This is a genomic window from Desulfuromonas soudanensis, assembly GCF_001278055.1.
Classification (GTDB): Bacteria; Desulfobacterota; Desulfuromonadia; order Desulfuromonadales; family WTL; genus Deferrimonas; species Deferrimonas soudanensis.
In genome coordinates this window covers 2,756,171-2,771,509 of record NZ_CP010802.1, presented here as the reverse complement: position 1 = coordinate 2,771,509, position 15,339 = coordinate 2,756,171, and the positions used below count along the sequence as shown (strand labels likewise).

Annotated in this window: 19 protein-coding genes; 11 read left to right on the top strand and 8 right to left on the bottom strand. The window is 58.3% G+C overall.

Annotation, left to right across the window (positions count from 1 at the left end; all coding sequences use genetic code 11):
* The first annotated feature begins 64 nt into the window (after positions 1 to 64).
* From DSOUD_RS12470 to thiE, 5 genes are all read left to right on the top strand, one after another.
* A complete protein-coding gene (locus tag DSOUD_RS12470; protein WP_053551322.1) occupies positions 65 to 676 on the top strand; it encodes an outer membrane beta-barrel protein in 612 nt (203 codons plus the stop codon).
* 87 nt (positions 677 to 763) lie between these two features.
* On the top strand, positions 764 to 949 hold the full coding sequence (locus DSOUD_RS12465) for a CsbD family protein (protein WP_053551321.1): 186 nt from the start codon (positions 764 to 766) through the stop codon (positions 947 to 949).
* Positions 950 to 1,273: 324 nt separating this feature from the next.
* Positions 1,274 to 1,786: an RNA methyltransferase gene (locus DSOUD_RS12460; protein WP_053551320.1), complete on the top strand. Its 513-nt coding sequence runs from the start codon at positions 1,274 to 1,276 to the stop codon at positions 1,784 to 1,786.
* 50 nt (positions 1,787 to 1,836) lie between these two features.
* Complete coding sequence (gene thiM / locus DSOUD_RS12455; RefSeq protein WP_053551319.1) at positions 1,837 to 2,625, top strand: hydroxyethylthiazole kinase; 789 nt, start codon at positions 1,837 to 1,839, stop codon at positions 2,623 to 2,625.
* A 13-nt stretch (positions 2,626 to 2,638) separates the two neighbouring features.
* Positions 2,639 to 3,313 (top strand): thiamine phosphate synthase, encoded by a 675-nt coding sequence (gene thiE, locus DSOUD_RS12450; RefSeq protein ID WP_053551318.1) that lies wholly within the window; start codon positions 2,639 to 2,641, stop codon positions 3,311 to 3,313.
* On the opposite strand, the gene DSOUD_RS12445 is transcribed toward thiE, so the two are convergent.
* Positions 3,283 to 4,707, bottom strand: a complete 1,425-nt coding sequence (locus DSOUD_RS12445) for an AsmA family protein (RefSeq protein ID WP_053551317.1) — start codon at positions 4,705 to 4,707, stop codon at positions 3,283 to 3,285. The two genes, thiE and DSOUD_RS12445, sit on opposite strands and share 31 nt — an antisense overlap.
* A 292-nt stretch (positions 4,708 to 4,999) precedes the next feature.
* Here DSOUD_RS12445 and DSOUD_RS12440 point away from each other — a divergent pair, with 292 nt between their 5' ends.
* The 4 genes from DSOUD_RS12440 (at position 5,000) to greB (ending at position 9,155) form a co-directional block, all read left to right on the top strand.
* Positions 5,000 to 5,530, top strand: a complete 531-nt coding sequence (locus DSOUD_RS12440) for a YIP1 family protein (protein WP_053551316.1) — start codon at positions 5,000 to 5,002, stop codon at positions 5,528 to 5,530.
* Positions 5,531 to 5,684: 154 nt separating this feature from the next.
* A complete protein-coding gene (locus tag DSOUD_RS12435) occupies positions 5,685 to 7,289 on the top strand; it encodes an aspartate:alanine exchanger family transporter (RefSeq protein ID WP_053551315.1) in 1,605 nt (534 codons plus the stop codon).
* An 80-nt stretch (positions 7,290 to 7,369) separates the two neighbouring features.
* Positions 7,370 to 8,581, top strand: a complete 1,212-nt coding sequence (locus DSOUD_RS12430; RefSeq protein ID WP_082351261.1) for a DEAD/DEAH box helicase — start codon at positions 7,370 to 7,372, stop codon at positions 8,579 to 8,581.
* A 61-nt stretch (positions 8,582 to 8,642) separates the two neighbouring features.
* On the top strand, positions 8,643 to 9,155 hold the full coding sequence (greB, locus tag DSOUD_RS12425) for a transcription elongation factor GreB (protein WP_198300311.1): 513 nt from the start codon (positions 8,643 to 8,645) through the stop codon (positions 9,153 to 9,155).
* A 224-nt stretch (positions 9,156 to 9,379) separates the two neighbouring features.
* Here the strand turns inward: greB and DSOUD_RS12420 are convergent, their stop codons facing one another.
* Both DSOUD_RS12420 and DSOUD_RS12415 read right to left on the bottom strand, forming a co-directional pair.
* Positions 9,380 to 9,559, bottom strand: coding sequence for a hypothetical protein (locus tag DSOUD_RS12420; protein ID WP_053551314.1), 180 nt, complete (start codon positions 9,557 to 9,559; stop codon positions 9,380 to 9,382).
* A 53-nt stretch (positions 9,560 to 9,612) separates the two neighbouring features.
* Positions 9,613 to 10,245 carry a cytochrome P460 family protein gene (locus tag DSOUD_RS12415; protein ID WP_053551313.1) on the bottom strand — a complete coding sequence of 211 codons (633 nt, stop codon included), beginning with the start codon at positions 10,243 to 10,245 and terminating at the stop codon, positions 9,613 to 9,615.
* Between the two features lie 180 nt (positions 10,246 to 10,425).
* Here DSOUD_RS12415 and DSOUD_RS12410 point away from each other — a divergent pair, with 180 nt between their 5' ends.
* Positions 10,426 to 10,917 carry a ferritin family protein gene (locus tag DSOUD_RS12410; RefSeq protein ID WP_053551312.1) on the top strand — a complete coding sequence of 164 codons (492 nt, stop codon included), beginning with the start codon at positions 10,426 to 10,428 and terminating at the stop codon, positions 10,915 to 10,917.
* 55 nt (positions 10,918 to 10,972) lie between these two features.
* Here the strand turns inward: DSOUD_RS12410 and DSOUD_RS12405 are convergent, their stop codons facing one another.
* The 5 genes from DSOUD_RS12405 to DSOUD_RS12390 form a co-directional block, all read right to left on the bottom strand.
* The gene (locus DSOUD_RS12405; RefSeq protein WP_053551311.1) at positions 10,973 to 11,425 is read right to left on the bottom strand and encodes a VOC family protein; all 453 of its coding nucleotides are present in this window, start codon (positions 11,423 to 11,425) and stop codon (positions 10,973 to 10,975) included.
* A gap of 181 nt (positions 11,426 to 11,606) precedes the next feature.
* The gene (locus DSOUD_RS12400; protein WP_053551310.1) at positions 11,607 to 12,650 is read right to left on the bottom strand and encodes a cytochrome-c peroxidase; all 1,044 of its coding nucleotides are present in this window, start codon (positions 12,648 to 12,650) and stop codon (positions 11,607 to 11,609) included.
* A gap of 80 nt (positions 12,651 to 12,730) precedes the next feature.
* Positions 12,731 to 13,042 (bottom strand): ferritin family protein, encoded by a 312-nt coding sequence (locus DSOUD_RS12395; RefSeq protein WP_053551309.1) that lies wholly within the window; start codon positions 13,040 to 13,042, stop codon positions 12,731 to 12,733.
* 267 nt (positions 13,043 to 13,309) lie between these two features.
* Positions 13,310 to 13,459, bottom strand: a complete 150-nt coding sequence (locus DSOUD_RS18530; RefSeq protein WP_157671864.1) for a lmo0937 family membrane protein — start codon at positions 13,457 to 13,459, stop codon at positions 13,310 to 13,312.
* 115 nt (positions 13,460 to 13,574) lie between these two features.
* Complete coding sequence (locus DSOUD_RS12390) at positions 13,575 to 13,889, bottom strand: BON domain-containing protein (RefSeq protein ID WP_053551308.1); 315 nt, start codon at positions 13,887 to 13,889, stop codon at positions 13,575 to 13,577.
* A 270-nt stretch (positions 13,890 to 14,159) separates the two neighbouring features.
* Here DSOUD_RS12390 and DSOUD_RS12385 point away from each other — a divergent pair, with 270 nt between their 5' ends.
* Positions 14,160 to 15,329: an IS4 family transposase gene (locus DSOUD_RS12385; RefSeq protein WP_053549677.1), complete on the top strand. Its 1,170-nt coding sequence runs from the start codon at positions 14,160 to 14,162 to the stop codon at positions 15,327 to 15,329.
* Positions 15,330 to 15,339 lie beyond the last annotated feature (10 nt).

Here is a 15,339-nt window from a genome sequence, read left to right as displayed (position 1 = left end):
TGAAAGATTGACCGAGGAATAAAAAGGGGCAGAGAAGAAATTCACTTTTTTCAGGAGGTCATTTATGAAAAGTACAAGATTTCTGGTCTTGATTATCGCACTTGCTCTGGTCAGTCTCTCAGCCACGGCCTTTGCGGCGTTGGACTCGGACAGCTATATCGCCCTCAAGGGCGGGGTCTACTCCCCCAGCGACTCCTACGAGCTTGATAACTTCAACGCCGGCGAAACGACCCACCTGGACAGCAAAACCGGGTTTGCCGGAGAGGTCGTTATCGGGCACTACTTTTTGCCCGTCCTGGCGGTGGAATTGGGTGCCGGTTACTTTGAGAGCAAGGGTTCCCCGGCGGCAGCACCCGGAGAAGCGAAGCTTAAAGTCGTCCCGGTGGTCGCCACAGGGAAGGTCTTTCTCCCCCTCGGCCCCTTCGAGCCCTACGGACTCTTCGGCATTGGCGCCTACATTTCCGATCTGGAGCTGGATGGCAATACCGATAACTTCAGCGGTTCCACCGAGATCACCTATGGATTGCATGCCGGTGCCGGATTCAACATCAATCTGTCCAACGACTTTTTCGTCGGTTTTGAAGGGAAATACCTTTGGGCCGAACCTTCCTTCGGAGGGGACCATATCAAGCTGAACGGATTTGTCTCGACCGCCATGATCGGGACCAAGTTCTGAAATTGATTTAACCCTGCACCCGAACGACGGGTGCAGGGTTGATTTTGACATTGAGCAGTCCAATCGCCCAACCAGTGAGGTTATTCTATGAAAACCAAAAACAGTACGCAGGATCAGGTCGAAGGCCAATTTCACGAGGTGAAGGGCAAGGTCAAGGAAATCGCCGGACAATTGACCGACAATCCTAAATTGGAAGCTGAGGGTGTCGGTGAAAAGGTCGCCGGAAAGGTGCAGAAAAAGATCGGCGAGATCAAAAAGGTCCTGGGGAAGTAGCCCGACTTCAGAAGTCCCTGTCGGCCCCGGACTCCCCGCAGGTTGGAGTCCGGGGCCTGTTTTTCTCCCTCCTCCGTATTTTCCCCCGTCTGGCGAAACCGACTCCTTTCCCTGAAATTTCCTCCCCCAACCCTTCACCAGCGATCAGGATCGGGGAACAGACGCCTGCCCAGAATTCGGGTCGAAGGGGGTCCCTGTCGCGCGCTGTTGTCAGGATAAGACAACCGGACCGGTTGAAGAGGAGGGATTAAAGGGATGACTGCCACGATCGTGCTGGGCTATAATTCGACAGCAAAAAGTTGGCCGGGAGAAGGGAACGAACAGATGAAAGAATCAGTAGTCAACATTGGCTTGATCAACCCCAAAAGTCCGACAAACGTCGGTTCGGTGATGCGTGCTGCCGGCTGTTTTAAAGCCGACTCCGTTTTTTATACGGGGAAACGCTATGTCCGGGCGGCCCAGTACAATACGGACACCCAGCATGCCAGCCGGAGCGTTTCCCTGATCGGCGTCGACTCTCTGCTGGAAGACGTCCCGGCAGATATGAAAATAATCTGTGTCGAATTGGTCGAGGGGGCCGTTCCCTTGACCGAATTCCAGCATCCGGACAAGGCCTATTATATTTTCGGACCGGAAGACGGCACGATTCAACAGGAACTCCTGGACAAATCCGATTCGGTGATCTATGTGCCCACCATCGGGTGCCTGAATCTGGCGGCGACGGTCAATGTCGTTCTTTACGACCGCCTGGCCAAATCAAATTCAAACATCGCCAACGATGAACTGATTCGTCAAAGTCGGGACGTCAATAACAATAGAAAAGTCAAAAAGGGATAACGGGGAGGTACTCGTCCCTATGCAGGTTTTGAAAAAATGGAGGTTCTGAAATGACGAGGAAAACGATCTGGAGTGATTTGCAGAAACTGCGGGAAACGGCTCCCCTGGTGCATAACATCACCAACTTTGTGGTGATGAACACTACCGCCAATGCTCTGCTGGCCATCGGCGCCTCACCGGTAATGGCGCACGCTCCCGAAGAAGTCGAGGCCATGGTCGGCATCGCCTCTTCTCTGGTGATCAATATCGGCACTCTCAGCCGGGACTGGATTCAGGCGATGGAGCTGGCCATGCGGGCGGCGGCGAAAAAGGGGATTCCCATCATTTTCGATCCGGTGGGCGCCGGAGCAACGGCCTACCGCACCGAAACCTGTCTGAATCTGCTGCGAAAAACGGCGCCCTCGGTGATCCGGGGGAATGCTTCGGAAATCATGGCTCTGGTCGATTCCCGAATACAGACCCGGGGGGTCGACAGTTCGGCGGCGGCAAGTACGGCCGAATCCGCCGCGGAGGCCCTGTGCCATGCGTATGGGTGCGTGGTGGTGGTCAGCGGGGAAACGGATCTGGTGACGGACGGAGCCGAAAAAAAATACGTCAGAAACGGCCATGCGATGATGCCGAAAGTGACCGGCCTCGGCTGTACGGCTACGGCGTTGGTCGGTGCTTTTGCCGCAATCAACAGGGATATGTTGGCCGCGGCAACCCACGCCATGGCGGTCATGGGGATCTGCGGAGAGATCGCAGCGGAAACGTCCGCCGGGCCGGCTTCGCTGCAGGTGAATCTGATCGATTGCTTTTTCAATCTCAATGGCGAGCAGATATCCCGGTATCTCCGGTAGGCGAAAAAATGACATGAAGGATTTCAACCTGGATCTGCATCTGGTCACCGACCGGGGTCTCTCCTGCGGTCGACTTCTCCTGGAGATCGTCCGCGCCGCCGTCGCCGGAGGCATCAGTGTCGTTCAGTTGCGGGAGAAAGACTGCTCCACCCGGGATTTCCTCGACCTGGGGCGAGCTGTCGCTGCCGAATTGAAGGGACGCTCCGTGCCGCTCCTTATCAACGACCGGGTCGATATCGCCCTGGCCATCGGCGCCGACGGCGTCCATCTCGGGCAGAGCGACATGCCATACCCCATGGCCAGAATGCTCCTCGGGCCGGCGGCGCTTATCGGCCTGTCCGTTGAATCGGTGGCCGACGCCCTGGCGGCGGAGAGCCTGGATGTCGCCTACCTGGGGATCAGCCCGGTCTATTCAACGGCGACCAAAACGGATCTGAAAGAGCCGCTGGGATTGGCCGGGATCCGGGACATCCGGGCGATCTCCCGCCATCGGCTGGTGGCTATCGGCGGCATCCATGCGGGGAATACCCGAGACATTCTGGACGCCGGTGCTCATGGGGTGGCCGTGGTTTCGGCGATCTGCTCGGCCGGCGATCCGGGGCAGGCCGCCCGTGAAATCCGCCGGCAGATCAGTGCCGCCAGAGAAGGTAAAAGGAGTCATTCCGGCGCGGCCACCGCTCCGGAGTAGAACACTTCGCACTCTCCGCCGGGAAAGAGGTCTCTTCCCATCTCGAGCAGATTCAGGGCCGGTCCGGTGAGGGTCTTGAGAAAATTCGGCTTCTCCACCACCGGATTCTCAAAGGTGCCGTGGATTGTTTGCCGCACCCTGGGGCATCCCTGAGCGTCGATTACCGCGACGGTCACGTCATCAAACCGCTCATTGATAAAATCGAGCCGACCCTGGAGGGCGATGCGATTTTTCTCCGTCGCCATGGCCACGTCTTGGGCCTGCGCCAAGCCACCTTCGACCTTCCAGTCGGAGACGAGCGTCCGGATCTCGCTTTTACCCTCCGATCCTTGAAGGATGCCGGCAAAGTTGTACCCTTTGGTGACCGCCAGACCCACCGGCCCGGCAAGAAAAAAGGCACCCACGTCCACGAGATTGAAGCTCTGGCTTGACTCGAACCGGGAAAACGCCTCATCGAGATCCGTGCCATGGAGGATGAGATTCTTCCCCCGCAGGGAAAACTCCCCCTGCACGGTCGGTTTCATCTCCTTCAGGGTCCTCCCCTGCATCGACAGGTTCGCGGAGAAATCCATCGATCCTTCGGCTGCCTTCTGCGGCGACAGGGTATTGAGAATTCCCCCGATATCGAAGTGCGGAAGAGAGTAATGGACGTCATAAGCTGGGACTCCCCCCGAATAGTCCGCCTGAATACGCCCTGTTCCCTGGGAACCGAAGACACGCATGGTGACCGGGTCAAGGTCGATGACTCCGTTTTTCCCCTCGGCGGAAATCTTTAAATCGGCCACAGTGAAGTCCTTTTTCCGGATTTCCCCGCAGGAGAGTTTTCCGGAAAAGGAAAGGTTTTTCATCAGGCCCGGAAGGCTCCCTTCCGACAGCCGCAGAGGGTGAAGGCTGAGGTTGCAATCCCCGGCTTCGAATTCTTCCCCGGATCGCTTGTCTGCGTAGCGGAGCGTCCCGTCCTCTACGGTCACTTGCGCCAGGTTCATGGCCGGGAGCGGTTCCCGGGCTTCAGCCGTTTTTTCGAAGTTGAACTGACCCTCCTGGTCCCGCTCGATGGAGATCCTGGGGTTTTTAAGTACGATTTTCCCGATCCGCACCTCCTTTCGGAGGAGGGGGAAAAAATCGATGCCCAGTCTGGCCTCTTCGGCCAGAATGACGTCCGTCCCCCGATTGCGGATCTGCACGTCCTTCAGGGTGAGGTGCAGTCCCGGGGATAAGCCGCCCCCCAGCCGGCCGCCGACGCTGACCTCCATCCCCAGGGCTGACGATGCCGCCGCTTCCAGCCGGGGCTTGAAGGCTTCGAGGTCCACAAAAAGGAGGAATATCGCCAGAAGGAGGAGTCCTCCGAGAAAGACCCCGGCAGCGATGAGCGTAATTTTTAATGCTTTTGACATCGGTTTGATCCTTTTGGCATATTGGTTCAATCGTCTCCCTGCAGTCTGATGCCGAGGTTTTCCACGGACAGTATAGCGCTACTCGTTACGATTTCCTTTCTTCCCGAGGAAAGAAATGGGGTCAAGGCGGCAAAATGCCCTTGGGGAAAAGACCTTCCTGGACTATTGTTTACCGAAAGAGCGCAAACGGTGGGCGGCTTGAATTCTTGACAAATTGACGGTCCCATGAAAGGTTAGCCGGAATTTAAAGACAGGATTCCCCCTTAATATTCAACCCACTCAAGGACCTGCGATGAACATTTTTACGGATCGGATGATGCGCGCGGCGAAACTCGATGTCCATCTCTATGAAGAGGTGGAAGCCGACAAGGACAGTCTGAAACAGGCCATGGGGGTCGTCGTCCTTTCCAGCGTGGCCGCCGGGGTGGGGAGCGTCGGTAGCGTCGGGTTGGGAGGAATATTGATTGGGACCCTCGCCTCCCTGGCCGGGTGGTATATCTGGGCCTGGCTCACCTACTTCATCGGCACGAAATTCCTCGCCGAGCCGCAAACCGAGGCCGATCTCGGCCAACTGCTGCGCACCACCGGCTTTTCCAGCTCGCCCGGCTTGATTCGGATATTGGGGATCATCCCGGGACTGGGGACGATCGTCTTTGCCCTGGCGTCCATCTGGATGCTGGTGGCCATGGTGATCGCAGTCCGGCAGGCCCTCGATTACACCAGCACCTTCCGGGCCGTGGGCGTTTGCGCTATCGGCTGGATCATTCAGACCCTCATCCTGCTGCTTTTGTTCTCACTTCTCGGCGGTCCCCAGGCCCTCTGAGGTCCCTGCCGGGACGGAATCGCGCCATCGCCAGAAATCGGAAGCGGGGGAAAAGGGCTTTGTTCTCGACAATTCCCAGGGCTTGTTGTAAATCTTCTGCCGCGTCCCCGGACGGGCCTCCGTACGAATCTTCCCCGTTCTCACCGGAGCGAACGTGACCCTGCTGCACAACCAGATTTTTCTTCTGCTCCTCATTATCGTTATCGGCGAATTGCTCGGCAAGGTCCGCCTCTGGGGGGTCTCTCTCGGTCCTTCGGCGATCATCTTTGTCGCCCTGGCCTTCGGCCATTTCGGCGTCACGCTCCCCTCCGGCATCCAGGTCATCGGTCTGGCGATGTTCATCTATGCCGTGGGGCTGCAGGCCGGGCCCGGTTTCGTCAGCTCCTTCCGCAGTCACGGCCTGGCCATGGCCCTGACCGTCATCGCCATGGCGGCAACCGGCACCCTGGTGACTTTTGCCTGCTGCAAACTCTTCGGCTTCGACGCCGGCACCGGCGCCGGACTCCTCTCCGGGGCCATGACCAGTACCCCGTCGCTGGCTGCGGCGGTGGAGATCGTCGGCCACGACCGGGCACCGGCCGCTTATGGTGTGACTTACGGCTTCGGCGTCATCGGCGTCGCCCTGTTCATCAAGTTCCTGCCGCGCCTGTTGCGCATCAACCTGGAGGCCGAAGAAAAGAAGCTCGGCGATGAACTCAGCAGTGTCAATCCGCCGATCACCTTCCGCCATGTGGAAGTGACCAACCCGAACCTTTTCGGCAAGCGGGTCGATGCCATCTTCCTCAAGCAAATCGCCGCGGTGACCATCACCCGGCTTCTCCGCTGTGGTGCCGACGAGCCGGTTCTGGTCGGTGCCGATACGGTGCTGCAGGAGGGAGACCGCTTGCGGGTCGTCGGCCGCGATGCCGACCTGGACAAACTCGAACTCTTTATCGGCCGCCCGGTGACGGGGGAGATCGCCTTCGACCGGATCCTGACCAAAAAGAGCATCGTCGTCTCCAAACGCCGTTTCGTCGGCACCACCATCGGCTATTTCAACTTTCGCGAAACCTTCAACGTCCAGATTGCCCGCATCACCCGCAGCGGCATCGACCTCGTCCCGGACGCCAACACCCGCCTGTATCTCGGCGATGTGCTCCATTTCGTCGGCGATGAGCGGGCTCTGCGTAACATCGCGCGGATGCTCGGCAACGACGTCAGGGCGACCTACGACATCAGCCTGCTGCCGATCCTCGTCGGCCTTCTCTTCGGATTCCTCCTCGGCGGCCTGACGCTGCCGCTGCCGCTGGTCGGCCCCTTGAATCTCGGCACCACCGGCGGCACCCTGTTGGCCGGGCTTCTCCTCGGCGCCCTCTACCAGACCGGGCCGCTGATCTGGGACGTCCCTCTGGCCGGCAACCGTCTGATCCGCGATCTCGGGCTGGCCCTCTTCATGGCCGCCGTCGGCACCTCGGCCGGAACTACCTTTATCCCGACGCTGCAGGAGCGGGGGATGGCTCTTCTTTTCTCCGGGGTTCTGGTGACCCTGCTGCCGGTCGCCGTCGGCGCCGCCCTCGGCCTGTGGCTGCTGCGGGTGCGCTTCCTGCGCCTCCTCGGCGTCCTCGTCGGCGGCATGACCAGCGCCTCGGGGCTGGCGGCCGCCGGGACCCTCTCGGCCTCGACCTACGCCCCGGCCGCCTATGCCACTGTCTACCCCGTCGCCCTGATCGGCAAAATCCTGGCGGTCAAAGCCCTGTTGCTCCTCCTCCCGCCCCCCTGACGTCCCACCGAATCCCCTGTCCCGACGATTCCGCCCCGATCCCCGGTCGGAACGCGCGACATTTTTCGAGAAACGGCCCTATGTCCTTTTTGCCTCTCGGACTCTCCGAGCCTCTATTGCGCGTCCTTGCCGAGCTCGGCTATTGCGCTCCCTTTCCGATCCAGATCGAGGCGATTCCCGCTATCCTTTCCGGCCGGGATGTCATGGCCGCGGCCCAGACCGGCACGGGAAAGACCGCCGGTTTCACCCTGCCGCTCTTGCAGCGACTGGCCGGGGGCGCCCGGGTGAGGCCGAACCACATCCGCGCCCTGGTGCTTGCGCCGACCCGCGAGCTGGCGGCGCAGGTGGGGGAAAGCGTGGCCGCCTATGCAAAATATCTCCCCTTGAAGTCGGCCGTCGTCTACGGCGGCGTGAAGATCAATCCGCAGATGATGAAACTGCGGAGCGGAGTCGATGTGCTGGTGGCGACACCGGGGCGCCTGCTCGACCTTTTCAGCCAGAATGCCGTAAGGTTTTCCCAGGTCGAAACCCTGGTGCTCGACGAGGCCGACCGGATGCTCGACATGGGTTTTCTCGGCGATATCCGCAAGATTCTCGCCCTGCTGCCGCAAAAGCGTCAGAATCTCCTTTTTTCGGCCACCTTTTCCGACGAGATCCGCAACCTCACCGCGGCTCTTCTCAAAAATCCGGTGCAGATCGAGGTCGGCCCACCGAACACCGCCGCTCAAAGTGTCGAGCAGCGGGCCTATGAGGTCGACCGGGGGAAGAAGTCTGCCCTCCTGAGTTTCCTGGTGCGCAGCAACGGCTGGGAGCAGGTTCTGGTCTTCGCCCGCACCAAAATCGGCGCTGACCGCCTGGTGCAGAAGCTCGATCGCGACGGCCTCAGCGCCGCGGCGATCCACGGCGACAAAAGCCAGGGGGAGCGGACCCGCGCCCTGGCCGACTTCAAGGCGAAGCGTATCCGGGTTCTGGTGGCCACCGATCTCGCCGCTCGCGGCCTCGACATCAGGGGGCTGCCGCAGGTAATCAATTTCGAGCTCCCCAAGGTCCCCGAGGACTACATCCACCGCATCGGCCGGACCGGCCGCGCCGGTTCCCAGGGAGAGGCGATCTCTCTGGTCAGCGCCGAGGAGGTCCAGCTCCTCTCCGGGATCGAAACCCTGCTCCAGCAGCTCCTGCCGCGGGAGGTTGTCCCCGGTTTTGTTCCGACGGAACAGGTTCCCCTTACCCGGCAGTTGACGGTGCACCCGAAGAAGCCGAAAAAGCCGAAACGGGAAAGGGGTGTCCCCTGAGACCTTGCCCCGCAGTCCATCGTGCGACGAAATCCGGTGCCAACCCTAAAACGGAAGAATCATGGCGAACATAAAAAGTGAAATACCGCCCCCGATTTACATGACCCCCGCCTGCGCCCGGAGATTGAGAGAAGAACTCAAGGAGATTCTCTACCGGCTGAGACCCGAAATGGTCAAGACGGCGGCCTGGGCGGCAGGCAATGGCGACCGGAGCGAGAACGCCGATTATCATTACGCCAAAAAAAAGCTCCGGCAGTACGACGGGCGCATCCGTTTTCTGACGAAACGGCTGGAATCGGCGACGGTCGTCGACCCTGTGGAACAGGAGAAAATCGCCGGGGGAAAAGTCCTTTTCGGCGCTACGGTTACCGTGGAAAACGAGGAAGGTGAGGAGAAGGTTTTCAGCATTGTCGGCGCCGATGAACTGGATCTTTCCCGCGGTTACCTGAGCTGGGTTTCCCCCGTCGGCCGCGCCCTTCTCGGTTCATCCGAAGGGGATGTGGTGACCATTGAGACGCCCGGAGGTCGGACGGAACTGGAGATTGTCCGAATCGAGTACAAAGCCCTCGATTAAGTGTCCCGACTGGTTCATTCCGTCCATTAATTCTGGTCCTTTTGGCCGCTCCCTGCGTTGGGTCTCTTCGGCTCAAGCCATGTGCTAGGCCAGCGTCGACCCGCCTTGGCAGCGACCAAAATACCTCAGAATTATCTGAATGGACTAACCAAACGGCACACTAGGCAAAAAAAGGCGAGCCCCGGGGCTCGCCTTTTTTCCTTCAGCGACGGTCTGCTTCCTCTTCAGAGGGGCTTGGGCGCGCAGAGATTCTCGGCTTTGTTGACCCGCCCGCCGCAGTTGGAGCAGACAAACTTCGGCTTGTCGAAGAGTTTGTCGAAATCGGCGTTGTGCGGTTTGGCCTTGAGCTCGCACAGGTGCAGGTGATGTTCTTCGGGGGTGGGGCAGACGGGATTTTTTGCCATGGTGAATCCTTCCTGTTCGGGTTTATGGTTCGAAGGTCAGGGGGCGTCCCGTTCTATTTGGCTCGGGCCGCCCGCAGCACCGGGTAGTACTGGGTGAAGACCAGATCCTGGGCGGCGTTTTTCTGGTGGCAGGGGCTGCAGGCCGCAGTCTCCTGCGCCCGCGCACTCTCCTTGAGTTTCCCCCCTTCGCCGCCGAAATTGAAATATCCCCAGTTTCCCGGTTCGTCGGCGAAACGCGATGAGCTTTTCACCGCCACCGCCAGGCCGTTGAATTCGCCGGGAAAGTAGCCGTTGCCGCTCGCTCCCTTTTTCCCTCCGACTGTCGCCAGTTCCTTGACGATGACCGTTCCGTCGCGGAACTTGCCCGTTTCCTGGTACAGCTTGAAGCTCCCCGGGTCGATGTAGACATGGTGGAACTCGGGGAAGGCGGCCTTGCCGCCGTTCATGTCGTTGGGGGTCACGGGGGCGCCGACAAAGACCCACCGGCGATAGTCCTTCGGCAGCATCAATTTCCCCTGCGGATCGAAGCTGGCCGCGCCGATCATCCCCTTTTCCTTGGCCACATCGGTGATCATCTCGACCATCCCCTTTTCTGCGGCCAGGGCCGAAGCGGCGGCGAGGGCGAAGAGGACAACGAACCCTGCGATCATGGCGGCGGATCGACACTGCGAATATTTCTTTTTCATCTCTGTCTCCCTTGGTCATCGGGTTTACGAGGGGCTTTTTTTCGGGAACGGTTGACAGTTAAACAGCTTTTTGGTCCCCGTCAAGGAGGGTTGCAGGGCGATACGGACTTCGAGGTTGACATCTCAGGATACGCCGGTAGAATAAGGGACCAAATTGGTCATCTAAAAAGGAGACGAACAATGCCTGAAATCACCATCGAGGATGCCGTCAAACGGGCGATCCAGACCGAGAAGAACGCCATGGATTTCTACCGTCGCGGCGCCAGCTACATGAAGGACCCCGGGGCAAAGAAGGTCTTTGAACTCCTCGCCCGGGAGGAGCGGGAGCACGCCGAAACCTTCTACCAGGTCTATCCCGGCAAGGATATCGACGATTTTTCCGCCTTCATGGAGGCCGACCCGGCAGAGAAGTCGGGCTGGTTTGCCGAACTCGGCCTGGAATTGACCGAGCTCGACGAGCGCAAGGCGATGCTGGTCGCTCTCGACAAGGAAAAGAAACTCGAGGAATCTCTGCGCGAGACGGCGACCCGGATCAAGGATGACGCGGTACGGGCCGTCTACGAGGAGAACGCCCGCTCCACCCATCAGCACTACCTGCTGATCGAGTCCGAATACGCGCGCTTGATGGGGATGGTGCACGAGACCGACATCGACACCTACGTCCGCGAATAAAGGGCGGGAGAGAGTATTGAAAGAAAAAGGCGCCCGCAGGGGCGCCTTTTTCTTTTCAACCCATCCCTTTTTCGGCGAGTTCCGCCAGTGCTTCCGGGGTTTTGCTTAAATCGTCCAGTCCCATCCCCCGTAAAACGGCTGTCGTCTTGGTGAACTGGATGTCCCGGTATTGCACCACCTGGACGTGGTTTCCCCAGGGGTCGAGAAAATCGAGGCCGGGGCTCGGCAGGATCGTCGCCTTCGTCCCTTTGAGAGCCTGGCGCACTTTTTCCCGGTCGTCGACAACGAGTCCGAAGTGCCGTGCCTGATCGGGCTGCTGACTGCGCCTCGGCGAGAGATTGATGAACTGGTCGCCCAGGTCGATAAAGGCCATTCCGTCATGACGGCCGCGCAACTTGATTTCGAAGAGGCGGCCGTAAAATTCGAGGGCCGCATCGACGTCATCGACCTCAAGGGCAACGTGGTTGATCCCCACGGCCCGCGCCTTGTCACCTGTTTTATCCGGCATAAAATTCTCCTCTCGGGGTCAGCTTTCTTGCTGTCGATCCTGCAGGAGCGGCTTCAGCCGCGATTTGTGGCGGCTAAAGGCGCTCCTGCATTTAATAATTTAGCCACCCTGGCCATAGTATACAAAAAAGGGAAGCCCCCGCTTCGGGCGGAGGCTTCCGGAACGGGAAAAAACAGGGGGTCTAATTGAGCACCGGTTTCGGCGTCCGGCTGGTGCTGGGGGGAAGAACCGGATGAACGATCTGCGGCTGCTCTCCCGTCAGGGTCTGCAGGAAGGCGGTGATACTGCCGACCTCATCCTCGGAGAGGACCATGCCGAGCTGCGCCGAGCCCATGATGGAAACCGCATCGCGCAGGGGCCATACCGTCCCCGAATGAAAATACGGCTGGGTGATGGCCACGTTGCGCAGGGACGGAGAACGAAAAACATACTTGTCGGCCGCGGTATTGGTCACCTTGTAGCGGCCGAGGTCCCCGGGGGGGAGGACATCGGCCTCGGGTTTTTCCACCACACCGAAGGGGAAATAGCCGAGACCTCCGACGTTCATGCCATTATGGCAGCCGGCGCACCCTTTGTTCATGAATGCCGCCAGTCCCTCTTTTTCGCCGGCATTTAGAGCGCCGGCGTCTCCCTTGAGAAAGCGGTCGAAGGGGGCATTCGGGGTGATCAGCGTCGCCTCGAAAACCTCGATCGCCCGGGCGACGTTGTCGAAGGTCACCGCATCCTTTTCTGCGGGGAACGCCTTTTTGAAGGCATCCACGTAAGCGGGGAGGCTCTTGAGGGTGACAATCACCTGCTCGGGATTGTTGTTCATCTCCACCGAAGCCTGGACCGGTCCCTTGGCCTGTTCCGCCAGATCCTTGGCCCGCCCGTCCCAGAACTGGGCGACGTTAAAGACGGCGTTGAAGGTCGTCGGGGAATTGCGCGGCCCTCTCTGCCAGCCGTGGCCGGTGGCGACCTGCTGCAGATCCGCACCTCCCAATCCCACATTGTGACAGGTCTGGCAGCTGATCAGCTGCGACTTGGAAAGACGCGGCTCGAAATAAAGCATGTGGCCGAGTCGGACCTTTTCCGGGGTGGCGGGCTCTCCCTCGATCGCCGGCGGAGTCAGGGGGATCGGTTTGAACATCCCCTGGGCCCGTTTCATAAGGCCGTCGTCGTCGGCGCCGGCCACGCTCGTTATCAGCAACATCAGGGAAAACATTGTAAGAAATTTGCGGAACATCGATATGTCCTCCAATTAGGTTGATTCCATCGAAAACATGCAAGACTACCACTGAGTCACAAAACAAAATGAATGGTTACCTATTTTTTAATGCCGAGTTTCTCCATCTCCTCTTCCACTTCCTTTTTCCCCTGGTCGTAAAACGTCTGCTCCTCGGGATCGAGGTAGTGCAAGAGACGCAGGAACTCACCGACGTGCTGCCGTTCCTCGTTGGCCACGTCGGTCAAAACCTCCCTGGCCAGCTTGTCGTCGATCGATTCGGCCAGCTGCATGTAAAGCTGGATCGCCTCGTATTCCGCTGCGATATTGTAGCGGATGGCGCGGATCAGTTCGTCTTTCGTCAGTTTGCGTTCGCAGCGGTTTCCGGCAAAGGGATGAGCAAAATCAGGCATGGTTCGGCGTCCTTTCGACAGGATGAATGAGGACTTGATTCCTCACGATTATAAAGGGTTCACAACCATAACCCAAAACGGGGGGTTTTCAAGTCCGGGAGAGCTGTCGAATGGGTGTCGGCAGGGCGCGCATTTCAGGGAGACGGTGGGTGATGCCGGGTGCGACTAAGGGGGAGACTGGGCCCCGGATTTGGCACCCCGTACTCCCCCTGTTGAGCGGTGCGTATTAGAAGGAAATGCACCTCTTCCATCGCAGCATTTTTCGCACTACATGATCTTCCGGCCTTGAATGATCCGTACCAGGACTATGATTATGGCTATAACGAGCAGGATATGGATCAGCCCGCCCATGGTATAAGAGCTGACCAGTCCCAACAACCACAGTACGATCAGGATGACGACAATAGTCCACAGCATAGGCTTCCTCCTCTTGAATAAACAGGTGGCGCTGTTTCCTGCTGTCGGCTCCACCACCCTTGAAAGGGCCGAAAGAGCCGGCAGCGGACGGAGGTGCGGGTTGCGGGTCAGGAGGTCATTTTATGACCAGATCATTTTTGACTGAAACGACCCCCTTGACGCCCCGGGCGACCTCACCGGCTTTTTGGATGCTCTTGGCCGAATCGACAAAACCGCTTAACTGCACCACGCCCTTGAACGTTTCGACATTGATCTGCAGGAGTTTCAGCGACGGCTCGTCAAAGATGGCGGCTTTTACCTTGGTGGTGATGACCGAGTCGTCGACATACTCGCCGGTGCTTTCTCTTTTATCGGTCCCTGCACAACCCAGGAAAGCGGTGATTAATCCGACGCAGATCATGAACTTTAAAATGCCGTGCAATTTTTCCATGACTGTTTCTCCTTCCCGCAAACTGTAAAATTTCCCTTCAATCAAACCCGTTCTCCGCATCAGGCGGCGACAGGGGAGACGTTCGTTTTCGTCATCCACAACGAGCTGATGTTTCTTTTGTAAATTATCACTACTGTCCGGTTAACTTTGAATGTACGTCGATAACCTACTGAAAATTATAGTACTTTGGCTCAACTGTTCTTTTCTCGATTTGAAATCGCTTCACCCCGCCCGCGAGTGATATCTTCCTGACACTTCAGGAGGGCATCCATGAACGCTGGCCAGACCGTTTTCAGACAGCTACTTCAGTTTCTCCCGCGTCACGAGTTCAACCTCTGTGCCCGACGGTATCGCGGCGAGTACCGGGCCAAAAGCTTTACTGCATTTGACCAGTTCCTGTGCCTGGCTTATGCCCAGCTATCGGGTCGCGAGAGCTTGAGGGATATCGAAACGTGCCTGAACTCTCATCGGGAGAAGCTCTACCACATCGGATTTCGTGGCGCTGTCTCCCGCTCCACCCTTGCCGACGCCAACGAGCGCCGGGATTGGCGCATTTTTCAGGATTTCGGCCAAGTCCTGATCGGCATGGCACAGCAGCTGTACCGGGATGAGCCCTTGGCCATCGAGTTGAAGCAGCCACTGTTCGCCTTTGACTCGACGACCATTGACCTCTGCCTCACCCTGTTTCCGTGGGCCGAGTTTCGCACGACCAAGGCAGCGGTCAAGATGCACACGCTCATTGACTTGCGCGGCATCATCCCCACGTTTGTGGCCGTGACAACCGGCAAAGTACATGACGTCAAGATGCTTGACGAAATGCCCGTCACCGAAGAGGCCATCTACACGATGGACCGCGGCTACGTAGATTTTGCCCGGCTCTATGCCATTCACCGACAGGGCGCCTTCTTCGTGGTGCGGGCCAAGGACAACCTACGCTACCAGCGGTTGTACTCTTTGCCCAAGGACAAGGAGGCCGGCGTCCGAGCCGACCAAGTGATTGCCTTGGTCACCCAGAAATCGAAAAAGGGTTACCCGGAGAGATTGCGCCGGGTCAGTTATGTTGATAAAGAGCGAAACAAGCGGCTTGTATTCCTCACCAACCACTTTGAAATTGGAGCCACAACGGTTGCAGACATCTATAAACAGCGCTGGCAAGTGGAGCTATTCTTCAAGTGGATCAAACAGCATCTACGAATAAAAGCGTTCTACGGGACTTCTATCAATGCGGTCAAGAGCCAGATATGGGTAGCTCTTTGCATATATCTACTTGTGGCGATCGCTAAAAGGCAGCTTAGCATCAAATGTACTCTCTACACTTTTTTGCAGATCCTGGAGGTCAATCTGTTCGAGAAAAAGCCCATTTCATCGTTGGTTGCGGAAGCGCTCAAGCAGATTCCAGACACCCAAGATTATAACCAGCTGAATTTATTCGGCTATTAACCGGACAGTA